At 70.3% G+C, this 22,677-nt stretch carries 24 protein-coding genes and 3 pseudogenes; 11 read left to right on the forward strand and 16 right to left on the reverse strand.

The features are described 5' to 3' along the window. Positions 1 to 16 precede the first annotated feature (16 nt). Entirely contained in the window at positions 17 to 772 is a 756-nt protein-coding gene (locus Rai3103_RS14135) for an NAD-dependent epimerase/dehydratase family protein (RefSeq protein WP_239022353.1), read from the reverse strand. A gap of 155 nt (positions 773 to 927) precedes the next feature. On the opposite strand from Rai3103_RS14135, the gene Rai3103_RS14140 reads away from it, so the two are divergent. Next, entirely contained in the window at positions 928 to 1,536 is a 609-nt protein-coding gene (locus tag Rai3103_RS14140) for a maleylpyruvate isomerase N-terminal domain-containing protein (protein ID WP_153573113.1), read from the forward strand. Between the two features lie 115 nt (positions 1,537 to 1,651). Continuing rightward, a pseudogene (locus tag Rai3103_RS14145) lies at positions 1,652 to 2,664 on the forward strand (zinc-dependent alcohol dehydrogenase family protein). A gap of 27 nt (positions 2,665 to 2,691) precedes the next feature. Here Rai3103_RS14145 and Rai3103_RS19130 read toward each other — a convergent pair. Continuing rightward, positions 2,692 to 3,173, reverse strand: a pseudogene (locus Rai3103_RS19130) (YbhB/YbcL family Raf kinase inhibitor-like protein). Between the two features lie 90 nt (positions 3,174 to 3,263). Beyond that, positions 3,264 to 4,193: a glycosyltransferase family 2 protein gene (locus Rai3103_RS14155; RefSeq protein WP_228488943.1), complete on the reverse strand. Its 930-nt coding sequence runs from the start codon at positions 4,191 to 4,193 to the stop codon at positions 3,264 to 3,266. Between the two features lie 203 nt (positions 4,194 to 4,396). On the opposite strand from Rai3103_RS14155, the gene Rai3103_RS14160 reads away from it, so the two are divergent. Continuing rightward, positions 4,397 to 4,855 (forward strand): low affinity iron permease family protein, encoded by a 459-nt coding sequence (locus tag Rai3103_RS14160; protein ID WP_228488944.1) that lies wholly within the window; start codon positions 4,397 to 4,399, stop codon positions 4,853 to 4,855. A gap of 21 nt (positions 4,856 to 4,876) precedes the next feature. On the opposite strand, the gene rfaE2 is transcribed toward Rai3103_RS14160, so the two are convergent. After that, on the reverse strand, positions 4,877 to 6,484 hold the full coding sequence (gene rfaE2 / locus Rai3103_RS14165; RefSeq protein ID WP_153573115.1) for a D-glycero-beta-D-manno-heptose 1-phosphate adenylyltransferase: 1,608 nt from the start codon (positions 6,482 to 6,484) through the stop codon (positions 4,877 to 4,879). Continuing rightward, positions 6,481 to 6,894, reverse strand: coding sequence for a hypothetical protein (locus Rai3103_RS14170; protein ID WP_153573116.1), 414 nt, complete (start codon positions 6,892 to 6,894; stop codon positions 6,481 to 6,483). The genes rfaE2 and Rai3103_RS14170 overlap by 4 nt, the downstream gene beginning before the upstream one ends. Before the next feature lie 323 nt (positions 6,895 to 7,217). Between Rai3103_RS14170 and Rai3103_RS14175 the strand changes: the two genes are divergently transcribed. Further along, positions 7,218 to 7,802, forward strand: a complete 585-nt coding sequence (locus Rai3103_RS14175) for a glycosyltransferase family 9 protein (protein ID WP_153573117.1) — start codon at positions 7,218 to 7,220, stop codon at positions 7,800 to 7,802. Here the strand turns inward: Rai3103_RS14175 and Rai3103_RS14180 are convergent. The 8 genes and pseudogenes from Rai3103_RS14180 to Rai3103_RS14210 all read right to left on the reverse strand — a co-directional run bounded on the left by Rai3103_RS14180 (position 7,714) and on the right by Rai3103_RS14210 (position 14,542). After that, on the reverse strand, positions 7,714 to 8,565 hold the full coding sequence (locus Rai3103_RS14180) for an SDR family oxidoreductase (RefSeq protein ID WP_228488945.1): 852 nt from the start codon (positions 8,563 to 8,565) through the stop codon (positions 7,714 to 7,716). The two genes, Rai3103_RS14175 and Rai3103_RS14180, sit on opposite strands and share 89 nt — an antisense overlap. 19 nt (positions 8,566 to 8,584) lie before the next feature. After that, on the reverse strand, positions 8,585 to 9,169 hold the full coding sequence (locus Rai3103_RS17975; RefSeq protein WP_239022354.1) for an adenylyltransferase/cytidyltransferase family protein: 585 nt from the start codon (positions 9,167 to 9,169) through the stop codon (positions 8,585 to 8,587). A gap of 33 nt (positions 9,170 to 9,202) precedes the next feature. After that, positions 9,203 to 10,074: pseudogene (locus tag Rai3103_RS17980) on the reverse strand (bifunctional heptose 7-phosphate kinase/heptose 1-phosphate adenyltransferase); the annotation flags it as partial. Further along, complete coding sequence (locus tag Rai3103_RS14190; protein ID WP_153573118.1) at positions 9,978 to 10,628, reverse strand: D-sedoheptulose-7-phosphate isomerase; 651 nt, start codon at positions 10,626 to 10,628, stop codon at positions 9,978 to 9,980. The gene Rai3103_RS14190 and the pseudogene Rai3103_RS17980, both read right to left, overlap by 97 nt. After that, positions 10,625 to 11,890 (reverse strand): glycosyltransferase, encoded by a 1,266-nt coding sequence (locus Rai3103_RS14195; RefSeq protein ID WP_153573119.1) that lies wholly within the window; start codon positions 11,888 to 11,890, stop codon positions 10,625 to 10,627. The genes Rai3103_RS14190 and Rai3103_RS14195 overlap by 4 nt, the downstream gene beginning before the upstream one ends. Next, positions 11,887 to 12,885: a glycosyltransferase gene (locus tag Rai3103_RS14200; protein WP_153573120.1), complete on the reverse strand. Its 999-nt coding sequence runs from the start codon at positions 12,883 to 12,885 to the stop codon at positions 11,887 to 11,889. Before Rai3103_RS14200 ends, Rai3103_RS14195 begins: the two co-directional genes overlap by 4 nt. Next, positions 12,885 to 13,970: a glycosyltransferase family 9 protein gene (locus Rai3103_RS14205; protein ID WP_153573121.1), complete on the reverse strand. Its 1,086-nt coding sequence runs from the start codon at positions 13,968 to 13,970 to the stop codon at positions 12,885 to 12,887. Before Rai3103_RS14205 ends, Rai3103_RS14200 begins: the two co-directional genes overlap by 1 nt. Then, positions 13,967 to 14,542: a D-glycero-alpha-D-manno-heptose-1,7-bisphosphate 7-phosphatase gene (locus tag Rai3103_RS14210; RefSeq protein WP_153573122.1), complete on the reverse strand. Its 576-nt coding sequence runs from the start codon at positions 14,540 to 14,542 to the stop codon at positions 13,967 to 13,969. Before Rai3103_RS14210 ends, Rai3103_RS14205 begins: the two co-directional genes overlap by 4 nt. Before the next feature lie 117 nt (positions 14,543 to 14,659). Here Rai3103_RS14210 and Rai3103_RS14215 point away from each other — a divergent pair, with 117 nt between their 5' ends. Beyond that, positions 14,660 to 15,604 (forward strand): glycosyltransferase family 9 protein, encoded by a 945-nt coding sequence (locus Rai3103_RS14215; protein WP_153573123.1) that lies wholly within the window; start codon positions 14,660 to 14,662, stop codon positions 15,602 to 15,604. A 26-nt stretch (positions 15,605 to 15,630) separates the two neighbouring features. Here the strand turns inward: Rai3103_RS14215 and Rai3103_RS14220 are convergent, their stop codons facing one another. Both Rai3103_RS14220 and Rai3103_RS14225 read right to left on the reverse strand, forming a co-directional pair. Continuing rightward, complete coding sequence (locus tag Rai3103_RS14220) at positions 15,631 to 15,903, reverse strand: DUF7218 family protein (RefSeq protein WP_153573124.1); 273 nt, start codon at positions 15,901 to 15,903, stop codon at positions 15,631 to 15,633. A gap of 113 nt (positions 15,904 to 16,016) precedes the next feature. Next, positions 16,017 to 16,550, reverse strand: a complete 534-nt coding sequence (locus Rai3103_RS14225; RefSeq protein WP_194793151.1) for a DUF6328 family protein — start codon at positions 16,548 to 16,550, stop codon at positions 16,017 to 16,019. A 222-nt stretch (positions 16,551 to 16,772) separates the two neighbouring features. Between Rai3103_RS14225 and Rai3103_RS17045 the strand changes: the two genes are divergently transcribed. The 6 genes from Rai3103_RS17045 (at position 16,773) to Rai3103_RS14250 (ending at position 22,207) form a co-directional block, all read left to right on the forward strand. Further along, entirely contained in the window at positions 16,773 to 17,087 is a 315-nt protein-coding gene (locus Rai3103_RS17045; protein ID WP_194793152.1) for a CsbD family protein, read from the forward strand. 33 nt (positions 17,088 to 17,120) lie between these two features. Further along, the gene (locus tag Rai3103_RS17050) at positions 17,121 to 17,264 is read left to right on the forward strand and encodes a GPGG-motif small membrane protein (protein WP_194793153.1); all 144 of its coding nucleotides are present in this window, start codon (positions 17,121 to 17,123) and stop codon (positions 17,262 to 17,264) included. A gap of 115 nt (positions 17,265 to 17,379) precedes the next feature. Next, the gene (locus Rai3103_RS14235) at positions 17,380 to 17,688 is read left to right on the forward strand and encodes a hypothetical protein (protein WP_153573125.1); all 309 of its coding nucleotides are present in this window, start codon (positions 17,380 to 17,382) and stop codon (positions 17,686 to 17,688) included. 305 nt (positions 17,689 to 17,993) lie between these two features. Then, positions 17,994 to 18,827, forward strand: a complete 834-nt coding sequence (locus Rai3103_RS14240; RefSeq protein ID WP_153573126.1) for a sigma-70 family RNA polymerase sigma factor — start codon at positions 17,994 to 17,996, stop codon at positions 18,825 to 18,827. 158 nt (positions 18,828 to 18,985) lie between these two features. Continuing rightward, positions 18,986 to 21,250: an ATP-binding protein gene (locus Rai3103_RS14245; protein WP_194793154.1), complete on the forward strand. Its 2,265-nt coding sequence runs from the start codon at positions 18,986 to 18,988 to the stop codon at positions 21,248 to 21,250. A 69-nt stretch (positions 21,251 to 21,319) separates the two neighbouring features. After that, positions 21,320 to 22,207 carry an SDR family oxidoreductase gene (locus Rai3103_RS14250; RefSeq protein ID WP_153573128.1) on the forward strand — a complete coding sequence of 296 codons (888 nt, stop codon included), beginning with the start codon at positions 21,320 to 21,322 and terminating at the stop codon, positions 22,205 to 22,207. Positions 22,208 to 22,314: 107 nt separating this feature from the next. Here Rai3103_RS14250 and Rai3103_RS14255 read toward each other — a convergent pair whose 3' ends face one another. Next, the gene (locus tag Rai3103_RS14255) at positions 22,315 to 22,527 is read right to left on the reverse strand and encodes a DUF6458 family protein (RefSeq protein ID WP_153573129.1); all 213 of its coding nucleotides are present in this window, start codon (positions 22,525 to 22,527) and stop codon (positions 22,315 to 22,317) included. Positions 22,528 to 22,677: the final 150 nt, after the last annotated feature.

Genomic DNA, 22,677 nt, shown 5'->3' on the forward strand with positions numbered 1-22,677 from the left:
CCGGTGCCGCAGAGCCTCAGGAGTTGTTCGGCCAGTCCGGCGGGGTCGGCTGGTCGGGGTCCTCGTGCTCGCCCGGGTGCTCCGGGTAACGATCCTTCGGACGGTAACCCAGTTCCAGCATGGTGTTGGTCACGTCCCAGCGACGATTCGGATTGTCCGAGATGGCGTAGTAGAGGCCGAAGGTCACGTCGGCCTCGATCGCGCAGCGGACCACCTGCTCGGTGTCGTCCTCACTGAGCCACATCGCGTGCAGTAGGTCGATGTCGCGGTCGTCGGGGTCATCCGTCGACCAGCCGATCCGCAGCGCGATGAAGTCGAGACCGTACGTGTCGTGGTAGAAGCGGCCCAAGGCCTCGCCGAACGCCTTCGAGACCCCGTACAGCGAATCCGCCCGGGGGAGGGTCGTGGGATAGACGGGCCACTCGCCGAGCTTGTCGTACATGCCCATCAGGTGATTGGACGAGGCGTAGACGATCCGGCGGACGCCGCGCGTCCTGGCCCCCTCGAGGACGTTGCGCAGCCCGATGATGTTGGCTGCCAGGACGTCCTCCCAGGACGAGGTCGGTGCCGACGCTCCAGCCATGTGGATGACGGTGTCGACGCCATCCATCAACGCAGCGACGGCCGCCTCATCGGTGAGGTCGGCCAGGTGAAACCGTTCGGCCGTCTCCCCGGAGGGGGCTGTATGCCCGTGCAGCACCAGCTCATAGTCGGCGTCGAGCCGCTCGGACAGCAGCGACCCGATCCCACCCGTCGCGCCTGTCAGTAGCACTCGACGTCTCGGGTCCGTCGGGGGCCGGAGATCTTTCGGATCCTGAGGAGTCACACTCATGCCTGCTCGTTTACCCACCGTTCGCCGCGTCAACCGCAGGCATCTCGGATGTGTCAGCCCTTCCCCTCCGGCCGTCCCATCGCTTGACTTGGCGCATGGAGGCACGAGTGTGGTTCACCACGGCGGCGGACGGGTTCCTGGCGGTCGTGGACGGGATCGAGCCCGACAGGTGGGAACGACCCGGTCTGGGCGTGTGGGATGTCCGTTCCCTCCTCGGCCACGCCGCGCGGGCCTTCGCGACGCTGGAGAGCTACCTGCGGCCCGGCACGACCGGAGACGTCGCCCTGCCGGCGGCGGTCGACTACTACCGGGCCGTACGATCGGGGCTCTCCGACCCCGCGCAGGTCGCCGAGCGCGGTCGACAGGCCGGCGAGGCCCTCGGGCCGGAGCCGAGGGCCCGTGTCCACGACATCGCTCAGCGCGCCCAGTCCCTGGTCCGGGACTGCGCCGACGACACGCTGGTCGAAACGCCGGTCGGCGCGATGACGCTGCGGGGGTATCTACCCACCCGTGCTTTCGAACTGACCGTGCACGGCATCGACCTGGCCCGGGCGACCGACCAGCGGATCCCCACCGCCCTGGTCGATGCCGCTGTGCCCGCGATGGACCTCGGCGCCGCGATGGCCTCTGCCGAACAGCGCATCGAGCTACTACTGGCGATGACCGGGAGGACGACGCTTCCCGAGGGCTTCAGCGTGGTGTGAGGACGCGGACGTTTCCGGCATGCCAGCATCGACCTGAGCCCTGAGTACGCGGGAGACGCACAGGGACACGGCCAATGACCCCCGGAAGGGCCGCCGGCCATGGTGAGCTAGGCGTATGCATGGAGCAGTCATCTACGGCAAGCAGGACGTCCGCTATGAGGAGCGTCCGGATCCGACCATCCTGGAACCGACCGACGCACTGATCCGCACGGTCGCCGCCTGCGTCTGCGGCTCCGATCTGTGGCGCTACCGCGGCATCGCCCCCGTGCCCCGGCCGAAGCCGATCGGACACGAGTACTGCGGCATCGTCGAGAGCGTGGGGGAGGCGGTCCGTACGATCACCCCCGGACAGTTCGTGGTCGGGGGGTTCCTGCATTCGGACAACAGCTGCCCGATCTGCCGCAAGGGTGCGCACGCCAACTGCCAGCACGGCGGCGGCTACGACGGTTGCCAGGCCGAGAAGATCCGGGTGCCGCACGCCGACGGCACGCTGATCGCCACTCCCGAGGTGCCCTCAGACGAGCTGGTGCCCAGCATCCTGGCCCTGTCCGACGTGATGTGCACCGGGTGGCACGCGGCGGTGAGCGCCGGCGTCGGACCGGGTACGTCGGTGGCCGTGGTCGGCGACGGAGCCGTCGGCCTCAGCGCTGTCCTGGCAGCGGTCCAGCTCGGCGCCGCGACCGTGATCGCGATGAGTCGGCACGCCGACAGGCAGGCGATCGCCCGCGAGTTCGGGGCGAGCGATGTGATCGCGGAGCGGGGCGACGAGGGTATCGCCCGGGTGAAGGAGCTCACCGAGGGCATCGGCGCGGATTGCGTCCTGGAATGCGTGGGCACCGAGGACGCCCGCCTCCAGGCCGTCGGTGCCGTCCGTGACGGCGGCCAGATCGGACTCGTCGGCGTCCCGCACGGCGAGCTACCGGTGGACCAGCTGTTCTGGCGCAACGTGGGCATCAAGGGGGCCCGGCCCATGTCCGGGCCTACCTTCCCCACTTGCTGGACCTCGTCCTCGCCGGGACCATCAACCCCGGACGGGTGTTCGACCTGGAGCTGCCGCTCTCGCAGGTCGCCGAGGCGTACGCCGCGATGGATGAGCGGCGCGCGATCAAGGTGCTGTTGCGCCCCTGACGGGGTGGACGGCGGTCGTCACGCGGCTCAGTGGGCCCGGACGAGCCCCGTGACGCTGCCCCAGGCCACGGTGTGGTCCGCGATCTCGTCGAGCACGTGCTGGGTGGAGGAACCGCGGCTGACGGCGTCGAGGGCGTACACGGCGAAGACGTAGCGATGCGTGCCGGAGGGGGACAGGGCGGGTACCAGCCGGGCAGCCGGCCACTGTTCGGCATCTCCCGGGCGCCCTGTGGGGCAGCGCCCTCCCGGAACCTGCCGTCGTGAGGCGGCAGGCCGGTCACCAACCAGTGCAGGAAGGGGCCGTGCGGCGCGTCGGGATCACTGACGACCACGGCTACCGACCTCGCGCCGGAGGGAATCCCCGACCAGGCGAACCCGGGCGAGACGCCTTCCCCATGGCAGGTGAAGCGCAGCGGGATCGGCCCACCGTCGGGGAACTCCGGGCTGGTGACCTTGACCGTACGGGTCAACGATGGCTGGGGAATCTTCATGGCGCCTCCTCGCAACATCCCCAGTATCGACCGGGAACGGCGCGGGGACCCGACCGAAGGGGAAAGGGCCCCGCACCCCGACCAGGAAACGGGCCGGGCTGCGTCGTCCTACCTACCGTCGCAATCCTCGGGGCCCGACGGCCAGCCGATGGCCTCGGCGGCCTCGACCCGGCGCCGCGGCAGGGTGGTGGGCTCCTCGAGGTGGACGGCGCCGCTGGGCAGGAGGCCCGCTCCGCCGAAGCGGCGCATCACCCGCCACTGGGCCAGCACGTCCTCCCCGACATGGACCGGCGGCAGCCTGCGCCAGAAGTCGAATCCGCCGACCGCCTCGAGCGCGTCGCGGCGATAGAGAACACAGCCGCCCACCCAGGCCACCCGGTAGGTGAGCCAGCCGTCGTCGGGCAGGTCGGTGTCGGCAGCGACGTGCACCAGGTTTGCGGCATTGTGCAACGAGTGCCGGGCAAAGGCGTCGGTGTCGCGGGTGATGGTCTCGGGGGCGACGGCGCCGCCCCAGGGCTCGAAACCGACGAGCTCGGAGGGTCTGCGATCGCCCAGATGGGACAATCCCTGCACCGCGGATCCGACGAACCCGCCGCCGATCCGGGTCAGCGCCTCGTCGAGGCGTGCCAGCAGACCCGGCTCCAGCCAGACATCATCGTCGAGGAAGAGCACCCGCGCCGTACGGGCCTGCTCCAGCAGGTACTGCCGCTGCTCCGCCATCCCCCGCGGAGGCAGGTGGCGACAGACGTCGACCTCCCGGCCCTGGGCGCGCAGCACCCGCAGCATGGTGGCGACCGGCGGTGCATCCTCGGCCGGAGTGTCGGACTGGTCACTGATGACCACCCGGAAGGGTGGATCGTCCTGGGCAGCCAGACCCGCCAGGGTGACGGCGAGCGCGGCAGCGCGGTCCTTGGTCGGGATCAGGACGTCCATGGCAGGGTCCGGGTGGTGGTCGGGCGGCGCTCCCCACTCGGCGGAACCACGCCTGCTGGGTCGCGTCCGGGTGACATCGCTCGGGTCTCGGCGGTCATCGGCCATGGGTCCTCCTGTCGTCGCGGAACCTGTACCCCGTCCGGGCTCCTCGACACAGGGACACCCCACGAGAGGGCCGTCCCGCCGCACAAGGACGGAGCGGCTTCCTGCCTCCCTCGCCACCGCGCTGGCATCGAGCGCATACCTGGGGTTTCAGTGGGTATGGACACGGTGATGGTTGCGCGGGCGGGAGGCCTCACCGTCGATCCGTGCCGCACACCGTGGAGGCCGCGTCGACGAACATCCCAGGAGGGGCGATCATCATGCCTGACCAACCCGAAGTCCTGCCCAGCCAGGTGAGCTATCACGTCGGCCCGTTCGACCGGTTCGCGTCGCGCGCCTCCAGTTTCGTGAGCCGCGCGTGGTTCTTCGTCGCCTGTGTGCTGCTGGTGGTCGTCTGGGCGCCGAGCATCCTCATCCTGCATGACGTCGACGTCTGGCAGCTGGTGATCAACACGATCACCACGATCGTGACTTTCCTGCTCGTCGCCCTGCTGCAGAACACCCAGGTGCGCACCGACAATGCCACCCAGCAGAAACTGAACGCCGTGGCCATCGCCTTGGGCGAACTGCTCGACGAGCACGCCGCGGCCGGCTCCGAGAGGCTCCGGGAGGCGAGCCGGGAACTGCACCGCTCGGTCGGTCTGGAGGAGCACGAGAGTTCCTGACAGCGCGGGCGCGGGCCGGCGTCAGTCGCCGCCGTTGACGCGGATCCGGCGGACGACCTCCGAGGTGGAGTGGTCCGGCACGTAGTCGAGGATGGCCACCTCACCGCCGTACGCCTCGACGGCCGGGGTTTCGGCCAGGGTGTCGGGACTGTAGTCGCCACCCTTCGCGTACGTGTCGGGGCGGAGTCGCTCGATCACGGAGACCGCGGTGTCCTGCGAGAACACGGTCACGTGGTCGACGCAGCTCAGGGCGGCCAGCACGGCTGCGCGGTCTGCGGCCGGATTGATGGGCCGATCGGGACCTTTCAGGCGGCGGACCGACTCGTCGTCATTGATCGCCACGATCAGCGCGTCCCCCAGATGCCGGGCCTGCTCCAGGAAGCGGGTGTGCCCCCGGTGCAAGACGTCGAAGCACCCGTTGGTCAACACCACACGCTGGCCCTCGTGGTGGTAGACCTCCACGCGCCGGACCAGGTCCTCGAGGTCGATGACGACGTTCCCGAGGCCTCCGAGGTACGTCTCCATGTCGGCGGTAGTGCACACCGATGTCCCCTGTCGCTGGACCACGACGTCAGCAGCGGCCTGGGCGAGGTCCAGGGCCACCGGGGCCGGCAGACCCGACGCGAGGCCGAGGGTCAAGCAGGCCACGAACGTGTCCCCGGCGCCGGACGCCTGCTTCTCGCTGGTGGGGCGCGCCCAGGTGCGGTGGTCGGTGATCCGACCGCCCCCGCCACGCCCCCCAGCAGTCTGGGCGGTGCCCAGGGCGACATCGTCCCCCGGGAGGGCGAGCGTGCCGTCCCGGTCCATCGTCACGACGACACACCTGGCCCCGGTGGCCTCGAGCAGTGTCTGTCGATGCGCCCGCATAAGTGCCGCCCGGTCGGGCGACGCCGCGACGCCCACGAGCAGACGCAGGGCCTCCTCGGCGTTGGGCGTCGCCACGTCGGGCCGCAGGTCGCGCCACCGGCCGACGTCATGCGCATCAACCACCACGAGCGGGGGACGGGCGCCGTGGGCATCAACGTCTCCGGATCGGCGTCCGGAGAGCAGCCCCAGCAGACACTCGCGGACGGCGCCGTCCAGCGTTCCGCCGCCGTAGTCACACACCAGTACGGCGTCGGCGCTCGGCAGCACCTCGGCCAGGCGGGCGGCCAGCTGCCGCTGCACCGCTTGCCCCGGTCCGTTCCCCGCTTCGTCGAGCCGGGCGACGATCTGGTCGCCGGCGACGATCCGGCTCTTCGTCGTCGTGGTGGTGTCCGGGTCGGCCAGCAATCCCGAGCAATCCACACCGTCGCGTTCGAGGAGGCGCCGGAGACTGGTGCCGGCGGCATCCGCTCCCGTAACGGCGACCAGGGAGACGACGGCGCCAAGACACGCGGCGTTGAGGGCGGTGTTCGCCGCACCACCCGGAGCTTCCTCCCGGTCATGGACCTCGACCACCGGCGCCGGCGCCTCGCGGCACATCCGCCGGACATCGCCGTGCCACCAACCGTCGAGCATGACGTCTCCGACGACCACGACCCGTGGGGCTGCCTCGGCGATGAGCCGGGGAACCTCGGCGGAGGGGGCGGCCACCTTCGCGAGCCGTGACCGCTCGGGCCCGGCCGTGAGATCCTGGGTGATCGTCATCGTTCCTCACCTGCTCCGACCCGGAAAGCCGTGGGGATTGCTTCCCCAGCAGCCGTCCCGATGCCTAGTGTGCTGACATGGATGGGAGACCTCAGGCCATCGGCCCGCTGCATCCCCGTTTCTCGGGGATCCGACGGATCGCCGTCCTGCGCGGTGGCGGCCTGGGGGACGTACTCTTCACCGTCCCAGCGCTCCACGCGCTCGCGCAGACCTACCCGGAGGCCGAGATCACCTTGCTCGGAACGCCGCTCCACGTCGGCCTGCTCGAGTCGCGGCCCGGCCCCGTCCACACCATCGAGGTCCTGCCGTACGCCGAAGGGGTACGACCGGGCCCGGAGGACCACGACGAGGTCGACGCGTTCCTTGCCCGGATGCGTGAGCGGGAGATCGACCTGGCGGTCCAGCTCCATGGGGGCGGGCGATTCTCCAATCCGTTCCTGCTGAGACTCGGCGCCCGCCACACCATCGGGACCCGCACCCCGGACGCCGCCCCGCTGGAACGCAGCCTCCCGTACGTCTACTACCAGCACGAGGTCCTGCGGGCCCTCGAAGTGGTCGGCCTGGCGGGGGCTTCGACGGACTGCGTGGTGCCGCTGCTCGCCGTCACCGACCGGGATCTCGAGGCCGCGAGGCCGGTGCTGGAAGATCCGTCGCCCGGCCGGTCCGGACCGCGCCTCGCCCTCCACCCGGGCGCCTCGGACCCCGCCGGCGTTGGCCGGTCGAGCATTTCGCCATGCTGGCCCGGTGGGCCGCCGAGGACGGCTGGGAGGTGCTCGTCATCGGGGACGAGGCCGATCGGACACTCGCGGAAGAGGTCGTCCGGGGGGCCCTCGACGACGGTCTGGCCGAGGCCGCCCGCGCGGGCCGACGGGAACCCGCCGCAGCGTGGGGGCCGGACGAGGGCCGCCGCCTGGACCGGGTGGACCCTGTCTCCGCGGCGCCGGGCACCGTACGCTCGGTCGCCGGGCAGCTCAGTGTCCGGGGTCTGGTCGGCCTGCTCGCCGGATGCGACGCCATGGTCGGCAACGACAGCGGACCGCGCCATCTGGCGCAGGCCGTCGGCACCCCGACGGTGGGGATCTTCTGGATCGGCAACACCGTCATGGCGGCGCCGCTGGGCAGGGCGGAGCACCGCATCCATTCGGGTTGGACGACGCATTGCCCGGTCTGCGGCACCGACCTGACCCAGCTCGGCTGGACCGCGACCGACTGCGGGCACGTGGTCGGCCTCAACGACGCGGTCCGTCCCCAGGACGTCTACGCGGACGTCCTGGACCTGCTCGAGGCGAGGGTCTCCGAGGGTCCCGCCCGAGGCTGAGGGTCCGTCCCCGCGGGCGCCCATCACGGCCACGAGTCCTCCAGTTCCGGGGCGACCAGCAGTTCGCGCACCTCGCAACCGGGGGGTTGCGTGAGGGCGAAGATGACGCTGCGGGCCACGGCCGACGGATCGTTGAGCCGCGAGGTGTCAGCCGGGCGGTACTGCTCGGCCCGGTCATCGAAGAAGTGAGTGTCCATCCCCCGGGGATGAGGGTGGTGACACCGATGCGGCCGGCGGTCTCGGCGGTCAGCGCGCGGCTGAAGCCGAGGATGCCGAACTTGGACGCGCAATACGCGGTGGCATCGCTGACGCCGCGCAGGGCGAGGGTCGAGGCAACGGTGACGACGCGACCGTGGGAGGCGAACAGGTGGGGAAGTGCGGCGCGGACCACGTTGACCGTCCCGAGCAGGTTGACGGCGATGACCCGGTCCCATTCAGTGGCCGGAACATCGTCCAGAGCACCACAACGGTCGATACCGGCGGCGGTGACGACCGCGTCGAGGCCGCCCAGTTCGGCGGCCGCGGCACTGATCGCCTGCTCGACCGACACGCTGTCGGTGACGTCGACCTGATAGGTGCGGCTCGAGGTGTTCTCGGTCGGGGCGAAGTCGAGGACGACGGGGGTGCCGCCGGCCGCTTCCACGGCGGCGACCACCGCGGCGCCGAGTCCCGACGAGCCGCCGGTGACGAGGACACGCCCCGGCCCCTGCTGTTGCGGCGAGGCGGCCGCGTCGGGCTGGGTCCGTACGGTCGAGCTTGTCATGGTCGTTTCCTTTCGGGGTTCAGCTGTCAGTGGAGATTCGCTCCAAGACGGTCACCAATGAGGTGGTGGATCGGCCCGGATGGAACGGCACCGCGACGCACCGGCCGCCCCACTCGCTGAGCAGTCGATGTTCGGGGAGCAGTTCGGGGATGTAGTCGCCGCCCTTCACCCAGATGTCGGGCCGCAACTCGTCGAGGATGCGCAGTGGGGTGTCCTCGTCGAAGATCGCGACCGCATCCACGCAGTCGAGGGCCAGCAGCAACTCGGCCCGGTCGTCCTGGGGCATGAGTGGTCGCTCCGGCCCCTTGAGCCGGGTCACGGAGGTGTCCGCGTTGAGACAGACGATGAGGGTGTCCCCGAGGGCACGGGCTGCCCGCAGGGTGCGGAGGTGACCGGCGTGCAGCAGATCGAAGCAGCCGCCGGTGGCGACGACCGTTCCGCCGGCTTCCTTGACCCGGCGGACGATCTCGACCGGGTCGGGGCAGCGGGTCGATCCCGCCCGGACCTCGTCGACAGGCCCTGCAGTGGGTGACGTCAGGGCACCCACGCCGCCGTGCCGGAGGAAGTCGGCCGTCCCGGCGATCGCGGCGGCGATGGCGTCCACCAGATCGGCATCACCACCTGCGGCGAGCGCGACGGCCAGGCCGGCGGCGAAGCTGTCACCGGCCCCGCAGGTGTCGACGTCGCCCACGGCGGGTGTGGGTACGTGGTGCCCCCGGTCGAGCGGCCGTCGTGCAGCCAGGCCCCGTCGGCTCCCGCCGTGACGGCCACCGCGTCCGCCTGCCACATCTTTCGCAGCCTCTCAGCGGCCTGCCCGGCTGCGCTGCTGTCACTGTCGGGGGGAAGGCCCGCGAACCCCAGGGCCTCGGCGAGGTTGGGCGTGGTGACCCTGATCCCCGGCACGGGGTCAGCGCCGCGGGGATGAGGATCCCAGACCACGGGGAGGCGCTCTGCGCATCGAGCGATGGCCACGCGGATCATGCTGTTGGCGAGCAGGCCCCGCCCGTAGTCGGCGACGACCACGGCGTCCGCGCCGTCGAGGGCGGCCACCATCTGCGGTGTCGCCGACGGCACCGGGGCGGTCCCACAGCCCTCGTCGACGCGTACGACAGCGCAGCCGTCCTTGAGCACCCGGGTCTTCACCGGTGTCGGGGCACCTGACGGGCCGGCGACCACCTCCACACCGCGGAGGCAGCGGCGCAGACTCCGAGAGGCCCCGTCGTCGGAGAGCACCGTCACCAGGGTCGTGCCGTGACCTGCGGACGCCAGCAACCGCGCCACCAACCCGGCGCCTCCGGGCCGTACGGTGCTGCGCGCGACATCCACCACTGGTGCGTGGCCGTCCGGGCTCAGCCGGGTGGAGGGGCCGTCGAGATCCTGGTCGAGCAGGACGTCTCCGATCACGACGATATTCACGCGTGGTCCCTCCCCGCCGGGCGGTCCCGGCGCGCATGCGCGACCGAGGCGTCGAAGGCCCTGCACAGGGCGTGCAGGGCGATCAGGTGGCACTCCTGGACGCTGGCCGAGGGTCCCTCGATCGCCACGTGGTCGTCCGTGGCGGCGGCGAGGGGGTTGGGCGTGGGGCCGGTGAGCGCCCACGTGGTGATGCCGAGCTCGTGCGCCCCCTCGGCCGCGCGCAGGAGGTTGCGGCTCTGCCCGCTGGTGCTGAAGAGCATCAGGATGTCCCCGCGCCGACCGTGGCCCTGCACCTGTCGGGCGAAGACCTCGTCGTAGCCGTAGTCGTTGGAGATGGCGGTCAGCGTGGAGGTCTCCGCATGCAACGAGATCGCGGCGAAGGACTCGCGCTCACCGTCGAAGCGACCGACCAACTCCGCGGTGAGGTGCTGGGCCTCGGCAGCAGATCCGCCGTTGCCCGCGGCCAGCAGGCGGTGTCCGTCGAGGAGCCGATCGCTGAGGACCGCACCCCAATGCGCCAGGCGTTCGGCAGACCCGCGCAGCGAGTCCAGGGAGTGCGGGACCTCGTCCAGGTGCGCACGGACGAGGTGGGCCACATCGGGGCCGACGGGTGTCAGCGAGGGGACTGCCCTCAGGTACGCGGTCATGAGGCCACCTCGGTCGACAGGGAGAAGTCCGGTGCGGCGGGCGGCACGCTGCTCTGCGCCAGCGCGTCAAGATAGGCGGCCTCGGTCAGGGCAGCCACGTGGTCCCAGGAGTACCCGGCCTCTACCCGGGCCCTTCCTGCCGCGCCCAGCTCACGACACGTGGCCGGGTCCTCGAGCAGTCGTCGGAGCGCCGCCGCGAGGGCCTCGGGGTCGCGGGGTGGCACGTGGATGCCGGTGACTCCGTCCACGACAGAGTCCTGCAACCCACCCACTTGGGCGACCACGGCGGGCACTCCACAGGCCATCGCCTCCAGCGGGACGATGCCGAAGGGCTCGTACCACGGAGTGCACGCCACTGCGGTGCAACTGCGCAACAGTGCCGGCATCTGCTCCCGGGAGAGCTGACCACGGAAAACCACGTGGTCCGACACACCGAGCTCGTCGGCGAGGTCCTGGAGGCGTCGGGCTTCGGGGTCCTCCTGCAGACCGCCGGGGCCCGCACTCCCGCCGACCACCTGGAGCTCCACGTCGCCGACCCCCTGGTCGATCAGGCTCCGCAGGGCTTGGAAGGACAGATCGACGCCCTTGCGCGGAACGAGCCGTCCGATCACGGCGATCCGTCGCCGATCGGTGGGCTCGGCGGGTCCTTGCGCGGCGAACTCGCTGAGGTCGACGCCGCAGGGGGCGATCGAGATACGTGCGGGGTCGGCGCCCATCGCCGTCAACTCGCGCACTTCGTCGGGGCAGGTGGCGACGATGCGGTCGACCTGGCGCGCCACGCCGGGCTCGAGCCAGAGCCGCTCGGAGGGACTGGTGTCCGCGGCCCCTTGGTGGCGACGCTTCACCGTCCCTAGGGCATGGAAGGTCTCCAGGACCCGGAGCGGGACGCGAGGGCCGGAGAGACGAGCGGCCTCCAGGGCGGCGACGCCCGACATCCAGAAGTGGGCGTGGACGACGGCCGGTGGCTTGCGCCGCCAATCCGCCGCGACACCCCTCGCCAGCGCCGGCATGAACTCGAGCAGGTCATCCTTGGGGATGTGCCGGGCCGGGCCGGCGTCCACGTGGACGACCGTCACGTTGGGCATGGCCTGGACCCGGGTCGGGAGCGCGGGGTCGTCGCGGCGGGTGTAGACGACGACGCGGTGACCTCGCCGCCCCAGGGCCGCGGAGAGCTCGGCCACGTGGACGTTCTGGCCGCCGGCGTCCACTCCGCCGATGGCGGCCAGAGGGCTGGCGTGTTCGGAGATCATGGCGATTCTCATGCTGAGTGTCCTTTCGTCGCGACGGTCCGGGGCGGTCGTGCCCAGGCGTCGTCCAGTACGTGGTCCCAGTCGCTGAGGAAGCGCTGCAGCCCGTAGCGGGCGAGGGCAGCTTCCCGAGCAACTCGTCCTCGGCGACGGGCCTCGTCCGGGTCGGCCAGGAGCCGTGCCGAGGCCCGGACCAGCTGGTCGACGTCGGTGGAGATGGCTCCCGCATCGGGTGGGACCGCGCGGGAGGCCTCGGTGGTGTCGAGTACGACGACCGGCATGGCCAGATGCATGGCCTCGAGCAGGGACAACCCCAGCGAGGTCCATCGCACCGGATGCAGGTACAGCCGGCAGTGGGCCAGGGCGGCGTGCAGGTCCGGCGTGGGGACGTCGCCGCGGACCACCAACCGCTCCGGGGCCAGGTCGAGGGCCGTCAGCGCCTCGGTGCCCATGCCGAAGGCCTCCAGCGGTCCGGCGGAGGCGAAGAGCGGCAGGAGATCCGTGCCGGTGACCCGACCGCGCCGCATCGGCTCGTTCACGACGACGCCCTGATGCGCCAGGTCACCGAGATAGCGGGCGCCGGGATCGACGATCCCGTGCTCGATCACGGTGGTCGGTGCCCGGCCGTTGTCCCAGAACTGTCGATTGAAATGGGTGACGTGCACCAATCGGATGTCGGACCGTTCGGCCAAGGGGTGCACCGCGGAGGGAACGTCGCCGCGGGGCGTGTTGTGCTCGACGTAGACGGCCGGGATGTCCCGGCCGGGCCGGCGGCCGGTGAGGGCGTGACACCGTTCGATCTCCTCGGGCCGTTGCAGCACCACGACGTCGATGTCCTCGGCCGCGAGCGAGTCGGGGGTGACCTCCCGTACCTCTTCGGGCCAGTCGCGACCGCCGCGGCCGAGTCCCCAGGGGCCCCGTTGGTCGGTGGTGGGCAGCAGGTACTCGTGGCTGCCGCGGACGAAGGCGTCCATCCAGCCGCCATGGACGTGCCAGATCAGGATGCGCATCAGGTGTCTCCCTCCGGTCGGATGGCCGCGGTCGATGGGGTCAGCTGGGCGTCGTTGACGGGTTCGGGCCGGCCGGCGGCCAGGAGTCGCTGTGTCGCCGCCAGGACTTCTCGGGGGAGGACCCCGGAGAGGCACGGATGCCCGGGGACGGGGCAGTCGCGTGCCCGGCTGTCGCGGCAGGGTGCCGTCTGGTCGCCGAGCACCTCGTGGGGTACGCCGTACGGCGCCCAGCGGATCGCCGGCACCACGGGAGAGAACAGGCTCACCACGGGCGTGCCCACGGTGGCCGCGAGATGAGCGGGGCCGGTGTTGCCGACGACGACTGCGCTGGCCCCGGCGAGGACACCGGCAAGCTCCGGCAGTCCCAGCTGTCCGCCGAGGTCGAGGGCACGCCCGGCCGCGACGTGTGCCGTCAGATCCGTCTCGCCTGGACCACCGGTGACGACCACACGGTGGCCCGCCTCGGTCAGGAGGCGGACGAGCTCACGGTGGTGGCCGGCCGGCCAGGCACGGGCGGGCACCGCGGCACCGGGGTGGACGACCAGGTAGGGGCGGTCACCGACCCAATGCGCGGGGTCGGGCGGCGGAAGGATCGCCAGTTGGCCCTCGTCCTCGGCCGGCAGGTGGTGTCCCGCTGCCGCAACGATCGCCAGCGCCCTACGGGCCTCCGGCTGGTCCTCGTCGAGGTCCTCGCCAGGGCGGAGCCGGACGTCGAGCAGGGAGCCCGCATAGTCGACCGACGCGCCGCTGATCCGTTCGACCCCCGCAAGCCTCAGCAGCAGCCCCAGTGGCAGTGGTGACTGGTGGAAGGAGGTGAGGATGACTGCCTCCTCGAAGCCGCCGGCCCGCACCATCGCGAGGAGATGATCGATCCGGGCGGAGGTGACGCGTGGTGCCGGAGCGAGTGTCCACGGACTGTCCCACTCGAGGACCTCCCGGACGCCGGGCAGAAGCCGCGCCGCGGGAGCCCCTCGACCGGAGCAGAGCATGACCACCTCATGCCGGCGGGCCACCGCTCTGACCGCCGGGCCCGACAGCAGTACATCCCCAAGGGAGTCCAGCCGGGCCACGAGGACCCGGCTCACGCTCCACCTGCCGCCGCCGGGTGCAGCTGCCCCGCGGGGCAGAGCAGGTCGCCCACCTCTTCCAGGGACCGCGCGACGTGGGGCGCCGCGTTGATCTCGGCGCGGCGGGTGAGCGGGGTCGGTACCAGGATGCCGTGGGCACCGGCCCGCAGCGCGGCCTGGACGTCGCTGCCGATGTCGCCGACGACGACAGTGTCGGCCGGGTCCACTTCGAGCAGTCTGCAGGCGTCGAGGATCATGCCGGGGGCCGGCTTCCGGTTACGGCACTCGACCTCGGGGATGTGCGTGCACGCCAGCACGACGTCGAAGGGGCCGAGCAGCCGCTCCACCCTGTCGGTGACCGCCTTGAGTTCGCTGGGGGAGATCAGCCCGCGGCCGACGCCCGACTGGTTGGACACGATTCCGGTACGGACCCCCGCGGCGCGCAGCCGGGCCAGCAGCTGGCCGGCTCCCGCCATCGGTCGGACCCTGTCAGGGTCCCGGTTGTACGGCACGTCGACCACCAGAGTCCCGTCCCGGTCGAACAGGACGGCCCGTGGCGGCCGCGGCAGAGAACGTATCGATCCATCCATGCGAAGCCCGTACCCGGGGCCTTGCTTCCGCAAACACGCGGGTTTCGAGGCCTTCTGGGCCCGCGCAGCGCCCTGCTGAGTGTTGGCCGGCGCCGTCCGCCGCGCCAGGATGGAGGCATGACCTCCGGACCCGTTCTGCTGGCTCTTCGGGCGCTCAAGCTGGGTGACCTGCTGGTGGCCGTGCCCGCACTACGGGCGTTGCGCCGGGCATTTCCCGATCATCGCGTCCTGTACGCCGCACAGGCATGGCTCGGGCCCATCGTCGACCTGGTCGGCGGCGTCGAGCTGCTGGACACCCACGGCCTCGATGTGCCGATCCCTCTCCCGGTGGGAGCGGTCGATGTAGCGGTCAACCTGCACGGAGCCGGTCCGCAGAGCCGGCACCGACTGGACGTGCTCGCCCCCCGGTGGCGGGTCGGCCACCGCTCCGACGGGTCGGACGGCCCGCGCTGGGACGGTCCGCACTGGGACGACGACCTGCATGAGCGGGTGCGCTGGACGCGGCTGCTGGAATGGCACGGGATCCAGGCCGACCCGAGCGATCTACGCCTGCTGCGTCCGCGGGAGCGATCCCCCCATCCTGGAGCGGTGGTGCTCCATCCCGGTGCCGCGTACGGCTCTCGACTGTGGCCGGTCGAGAGGTTCGGCCACGTGGGCAGGGCGCTCACGGCTGCGGGTCACGAAGTGGTGGTGACCGGCAGTGCCGGGGAAAGGGGCCGTGCTGAAGCCGTGGCCAGAGCCTCCGGTCTGCCCGAACAGGCCGTGCTCGCCGGGCGACTGGGCCTCGCAGAGATGGCCTCGGTCGTCTCGGAGGCCGCCGGCGTCGTCAGCGCCGACACGGGAGCCGCGCACCTGGCTTCCGCGTACGGCCGCCCGTCGGTGGTGCTCTTCGGCCCGGCGCCGATCTCCCAGTGGGGTCCGCCGGTGGGCCCCCATCTGGCCCTCACCGACGAATCCGTGCGGCGGGGGGACACCTTCGCCGATGATCCGGATCCGGCGCTCCTGGCCGTGGGCGCCGATGATGTCCTGCGGGCGTTGGAGGACATCGGCGTCCTGCCCTGAGTGACCTCCGCGGTCAGTGGGCAGGGTCAGCCATGCTCGCGCAACGCCTTGATCAGTTCGTCCTTCTTCATGGACGATCGGCCCTTGATGCCGATCTTTCGAGCGCGCTGGAGGAGCTCGTCCTTCGTGGCGTCTTCGTAGTCGGTGGCCTTGCCGCCACGTCGGCCGACCTCGCTGCGAGAGGAGGCGGCTGCGGCGTTGGCGATCCGTGCCGCTTTCTCCTTGCTGGCGCCGTCCTCGCGCAGAGCCTCGTACATCTCCTGGTCCTTGACCGAGGGCCCGGGGTCTCGCTGGGGCATGTCCGTCTCCTTTCTTCGCGACACTGCTTCGATGCCCCTGTACCCAGCTGTACGAGCTCCATACGGCCTGCCGCACAGCGATCCGCACAGTCCGGGCGACGGTCGGGCGACGTTCAGGAGTAACGCTCAATGCCGTCGGTGCTGCTGGCCGCCGGGCGCATCCGGGCCACCCGCGACGGGAGCAACCACCACAGGCCCACCCCCACCAGGCCCGTCCCCAGGCCGGCATACAAGGCCGCGGCATGGCCGAGGACGACCCCGAAGACGAGTCCCACGACACAGATCTCCGTGACGGCCAGGAAGCCCAGGCCGAGACTGGCCGTACGATGCGCCGTCGCCACAATGAGGTCCTTGCGATGGGTCCGGAACAGCGCCCGGTGCGTGACGATGGGGGTCAGCACCAGGAAGAGTGACAACGTCGCGCAGACCACGGCGACGAGGTACACGGTCCGCAGCCCGGAGGTGAGGGCGGTGAAACGGACCTGGAAAGGCAGGATGAGCAGGAAACCGCCGAGGAGCTGGATGCCGGTCTGGGTCACCCGCAGTTCCTGCAGGAGTTCGTTCCACTGACGGTCGAGCCGCTCCCCGGGAGCCTCGTTGCGGTCCCGCATCCCCGCCGGCTCGTCCGGGTCCATCGATGGTTTCATCCCTCGTCCTTCCGCACGTCAGGCCATACCGGCGTGGAGCTCGTCCTTCAGAGGATCCGTACCCAATTGTGGCCCGCGGCATGCGGCGGCGCGCGCGTCAGGCCTGCCTGACGCCGGCGGGATGCCCACAGGTGGAATCGCCCCGCTGGGCGCTGGGGGGTTTGGTTGCACGCGCAGCGGGTAGCGAGAGGTCAAGACCCCGTCACCTAATCAGGAGGAAGCATGGGAGTCGAAGAAGGGCGGACTGCCGCGAGCGAGTTCACCGGCAAGGTGAAGGAGAAGTTGGGCAGGATCACCGACAACGAGCAGCTCGAGACCGAGGGCAGGGCCCAGCAAGTGGACCCGAACCGCGAACGGCGAGACGTGCCTGACGACGTTGATCTGACCGACGACCCGCGGACGGGTTCGTACGAGCGATCGGGCACTCATGAGCCCGAGGTCGAGGAGGACAGCCCACGCGGCACCGCCGCGGAGGGAGCCGTCCCTCGACCGGCAGCGTACGAAGTGGACAACCCAGACCGGCCGGAAGAGTCGTAACACAACGTTACGACCACAAGAAAAGGAGCAGAAATGGGTACTTTGCTGTGGATCCTGGCGGCCATCCTGGTCATCTCGGGCATCTTCGCGATCATTCAGAGGCAGATCCTGTGGGGCATCGTCCTCATCGTCGTGGGCCTGCTGGTCGGCCCCGGAGGCGTGAGCCTGTTCACCTAACGGACTGCACTCGGAAGGGGTCTGCCGGTCCGGCCGCTGCGGCCGGCCCGGCAGGCCCGGGCCCGCCACTCGCCACGGGGAGGGCGCGTCCGCCAATCTCCGATCTGGAGCGGACATGCGTGGAGAGCAGATAGCCGGCGCCGTGCTGGAACAGCACGACCGCCTGCGAGCGATGTTGGAGGAGGTCCAAGGGACCCCTGCCACCAAGCGCAGTGGTCTCCTGGAGCCTTTCCGCCGTCTGCTCGCCGTGCACCTGGTCGTCGAATGGTTGTTCGTCCGCCAGGCCATGGGAGGCAACGGCACCGCCACCCGGATCATTCTCAGCCGGCTGTCGCAGGGGGAGCAGCCCCTCGTGGTGGCGGTGTCCTGCGCGGAATCCCTCCCCCGGACTCGCTCGACTTCGACATCGAACTCGGGTTGCTGAACGACTGTCTGTGCGAGCACGTGCACGAGCTCGAAAAGACGCTCGATGCATGGCCTCCTGCCACCCCCGACGACGACAACCGTGAGGAACTCACCGCGCGAATCCGCGACGCCGAGATCCAGGCACGAACGCTCGGTGACGTGTCGGATCGGCCCTTCAACTGGCTCCTGGGGCACGTCCTCAATCGGTTGCGACCTTCGGATTGATTTCCCTCCAGGGGTTGTCATCGCTCTCGCCCCGTGTAATCGTGGAAGCAGCGAGCGGTTCAAACCACGTGCCGGCTCCATCCCGTAGGGATAGTTCAAATGACGCGTGGACACGAGGGCGAGAAGCGCCCCACGTACGAACGTCAACAGTCTTATGACCGTCAAGAGCTCCAGAACCAGGAATTGTTCCGGAAGCGGGCCGCGGCATCGTCGGATGCGGTCCGGCAGCAACTCACCGAAGAGATCGTCCTGCAGAATCTTGACCTCTGTGAAGCCTTGGCGCGTCGTTACCTGAATCGGGGCATCGATCTCGATGACTTGGTACAGGTCGCCCGAGCAGGTCTGGTCTGTGCGGTCCAGCGTTACCGCCCGGGCCCGACGAAGTTCGCGGCGTTCGCCATTCCCACCATCACCGGTGAGTTGAAGCGACACTTCCGCGATTGCGGGTGGATGGTCCGGCCGCCCCGCCGGCTCCAGGAGCTTCGGGCCCGGGCAGTGAGGGATCGCGACGAGGCCGAGCAGGAACTCCAGACGAGCGTCAGCACGCAGGTGCTGTCAGAACGAATGGGGGTGGAAGCCCATGAGCTCGACGAGAGCGAGAACCTGGGCCTCAGCTATCGGCCCTTGTCGCTCGACGCAGCGCCGGCCGGTGCCGACGCGGGCACCATGGCTGACCGACTGGCCTCGGAGGACCACGACCTGGAGGCGTTGCCCGAGATCCTGAGCCTGCGCGAGGCCCTCGGGCGACTCGGAGCCAGGGATCGAATGATCCTGCGCTGGCGGTTCGATGACGGCCTCACCCAGACCCAGATCGGTAAGCGGCTGGGTGTGAGCCAGATGCAGGTGTCCCGGCTGATGTCGCGGTGCCTGGATCGCCTCCGGGACTACCTCGAGACACCCGAAGGCGTCACCTCCTTGCCGGACGCCGCCTGAGCACCGGGACCGGGCCCGCCAGGCGCGGCTGCGATGCCTCCGACCGCTCAGCGGGCGGTCGGAGGCAGGAGCCGGGTATGATTTGGGCGCCATCCTGCGCAGTCGAACCGGACTGTGCTGAACTTATGGCGAACTCGCTCAGCGAACAGGGAGCCGCCATGGTGGAGAGCCGAGAGGATGCCCGACGTCGCCGGCCCGTGCCGGCTCCGTCCGGGACACCTGAGGTCGAGGGGGACGTGGACTCGACACGCTCGGCCTTCCTGGCAGACATCAGCCATGAGCTGCGGACGCCACTGACCCTGGTCATCGCACCGCTGGAGGAGTTGCTCGGCGACGCGGAGCTTCCGAACGGGGCGCGCCGGACCCTAACCCTGGTCCTCCGCAATGCCCGCCGGATGACCCGCATCGTGGACGCCATGCTCGACTTCAGCAGGATGGAGTCCGGACGGATCAGTCCCGTCCTCGCCGAACTCGACGTCGCCGCGCTCGTGCGGTCCCTGGCGGAGAGCTTCCAGCCGGTCGTCCGGCAAGCAGGACTCACCTTGGTCACCAGGCTGCCCGACCTGCCACGTCCCGCCCTGCTGGACCATGACGTGGTCGAACGCATGGTGCTCAACCTGCTCGCCAACGCCGTGAAGTACACGGCGGAGGGCACGATCACCGTGGAACTCGCCGACCATGACCAGCGCTTCACCATCACTGTCTCGGACACCGGACCAGGCATCCGTCCCGAGGACCAGGAACGGGTGTTCCGACGCTTCGAACGGGTAGCGGCTCCGGAAGGTGCCCGCAGCCAGGAGGGCGTCGGCATCGGCCTGCCGATGGTGCGTCAGCTGGCCCTCCTGTTGGGCGGCACCGTCACGTTGCACTCGATCCCCGGCACCGGCAGCAGTTTTGTGCTGGACCTGCCGTACCAGGCGACCGTCGAGGTGAACGGCAGCGGACTGGCCGTCAGCCGACGGGACCGGACCTCGTTCCTCACTGAGATCGAGTCATGGCCTGGGATGGGGAGCTTCTCCGCGGAGCCGCACGACGAGGTTTCCCTGCGCCGGCCACGACTGCTGATCGTCGAGGACAGCCCCGACATGGCCAGGTTCCTGGCGTCCACCCTGTCCGACACCTATCAGGTCGACGTCGCCTCCAATGGCCAGGAGGCACTGGAACGGGTGACCATCAACCGCCCCCAGGCGGTGCTGAGCGACGTGATGATGCCGACCATGGACGGACTCGGCCTGGTGGCGGCCCTCCGCGCCGATCCCGAGTGGGCGAACATCCCGGTCATCCTCCTGTCCGCCCACGCGGCGGTCGAGGACACGGCCGAAGGGCTCGACCAGGGTGCCGACGACTACCTCGCCAAGCCGTTCTCCGTCTCCGAGCTGCGCTCGCGGTTGGCCGCCAACATCGAGCGGGCGCAAGCGCGCTCCGCGGACGCCGCTTGGCGCCGGGCCATCGTCGCGTCCTTGCAGGAGGCACTGATGATCATCGACCCCAGTGGGGTCGTGCTGGAGCTCAACGAGCGCTTCGTCCGTCTGCTCGGGTGGGAAGCCTCGGAGGGCCCGTTCCGCCCGCCGTACCCGTGGTGGCCCGATCCCGAGACGGACCCCCAGGAGTACGACCGCGTCATCCGGGCGTTCGACGACCTGCTCGACGATCGGCCCGTGAACGGGGAGTTCCTGCTGCGCCGCCGCGATGGCGCCCCTGTCTGGGTCTCCTGCTGGGCCGCCATGGTGAGTAGGCCGGACAGTGGCAGCGCCATCATCGCGACGCTGCGCGACATCACCCGCGAACGGGTCGCGCGACGACGCCGCGCCGCGGCGGTGTCGATCGTCGCCGAGATGGGAAGCGCGACGGAGCTGGAGCAGGTCCTGACCACCGCGGTGACGGGCTTCGCGGTCCTCTTCAACGGCGAACCGACCTTGCGGGTCGTCGCCGCGACGTTAGACACCATCGTCCGCGCCGACGGGCCCGTCCCACCCGAAGAGCTGCCGGCCCACGTCCTGCACGCCCTCACCCAGGAGGATGACGACGGGGACAGCCGCCCCGGCGAGCCCGTGCCCGGCATCCTGCTGGCCGCCGCCAGCACGCCGGACGTCGCCTGCCGCACCTGGATCCAGTTCCGGTCACCGCGCCCGGTCCCCGGTGACGAACTGATCGTCGGTGACCTCCTCGCCCAGGCACTCGACCTGGCCGTCGACCGGATCGTAGCCGCGCAGTCGTACGCCGACCGGCAGGCCCACCTGCAACGCGCGATCGAGAGCCACCGTCTCATCGGCCAGGCGATCGGTGTGCTGGTCGAACGGCACCGCATCCTGCCGAACGAAGGATTCGAGCGGCTCCGCACCGCCTCACAGGCACGCAACCTCAAACTTCGCGACATCGCGGCCCGGGTGCTGGAGACCGGGCTGGATCCCGAGGTGGCCTGAGCCGGCCCCGTACGGACCTCGGGGTGGTTTGTCCCAGGCGCTGGGTAAGTCACCGACATGGACACCCCTATGCAACCCCCCAAGGCCGGCACCGACCGACAACCCACCATTCCGCCGCAGGAGCAGAATCCACCGGGACAGACCGACGAACTGAATCCTCGCCCTGACCACGGGGAGGAGACGTACGTCGGCTCGGGGAAGCTGACCGGGCTGCGGGCCCTCGTGACCGGCGGTGACTCGGGCATCGGACGAGCGGTGGCCATAGCGTACGCGCGGGAGGGGGCCGATGTGGCCATCAGCCATCTCGACTCCGAACAGTCCGACGCCGACGAGACGCTGCGCTGGATCGACCAGGCCGGCCGGCGAGGTGTCTCGATCCCCGCGGACCTGCGCGGTGCCGAGGCGTGCGCGCAGACCGTGGAGCGGACCGTCCAGGAGCTCGGCGGCCTGGACATCCTGGTGAACAACGCAGCATTCCAGTACGCCCGCGGGGGCGAAGGTGAGCTCGAGGGCATCGACCCGGAGACGGTGGAACGCATCTTCCGGACGAACCTGGATGCCCTCCTCTGGTTGACCCAGGCGGCCCTGCCCCATCTGGGCGAGGGCTCCAGCGTGATCAACACCAGCTCAATCCAGGCATACAAGCCCTCACCTTCCCTGCTCGCCTACGCCGCCACCAAGGCCGCCATCAACAACCTGACCGCGAACCTTGCCCAACAGCTGGGACCCCGCGGGATCAGGGTGAACGCGGTGGCCCCCGGCCCGATCTGGACCCCACTGAACCCGGCGACTCGTAACGCGGAAGAGATGGAAACGTTCGGTGAGAACACGCCTTTGGGCCGGGTCGGGCAACCGGCTGAGGTGGCACCGGCGTTCGTCTTCCTCGCCTCACCACGCGACGCGAGCTTCGTCTCCGGCACCGTCCTCGGCGTCACCGGCGGCAAGCCGACCATGTGAGGAGGACGACTCCGGCACGACTTCGCGACAGGACAGCACGGAGCCGGGGTCCCGGGCAGGTGGAGCTGCTCGGGACCCCGGCTGCGTGCTGTGCCGAACGGGGTGGTTCAGAGGGTGTCGTTACGGTCGTCGCGCACGACCCGATGGCTGGTGTGGGTGGCCTGGGCGTTGGAGATGAGGCCGAGGATCACGGCCAGGACTCCTGCGCCCATGCAGATATAGCCGATCACGGTGAGGTTGACTCCCGGCACGGCGTTCTTGACGGCGAAAGAGAGGATCGCGCCGATCACGAGCAGGCCGATCCCGGTTCCGATGGTCATCACTGTCTCCTCTACGGCGCCCGTACTACCGGGCGCTGATTTGTCTCGGTCGATGCTGCCGATCAGGCGGGGGTCTCGATCAGAGACGGACTCGCCGTGATCGAATTACCCAGCCTCGTCGCGGAGAAACACCCGACCTCCCACCGAGTG

Origin of the sequence: Raineyella fluvialis (genome assembly GCF_009646095.1) — a bacterium.
Lineage (GTDB): Bacteria > Actinomycetota > Actinomycetes > Propionibacteriales > Propionibacteriaceae > Raineyella > Raineyella fluvialis.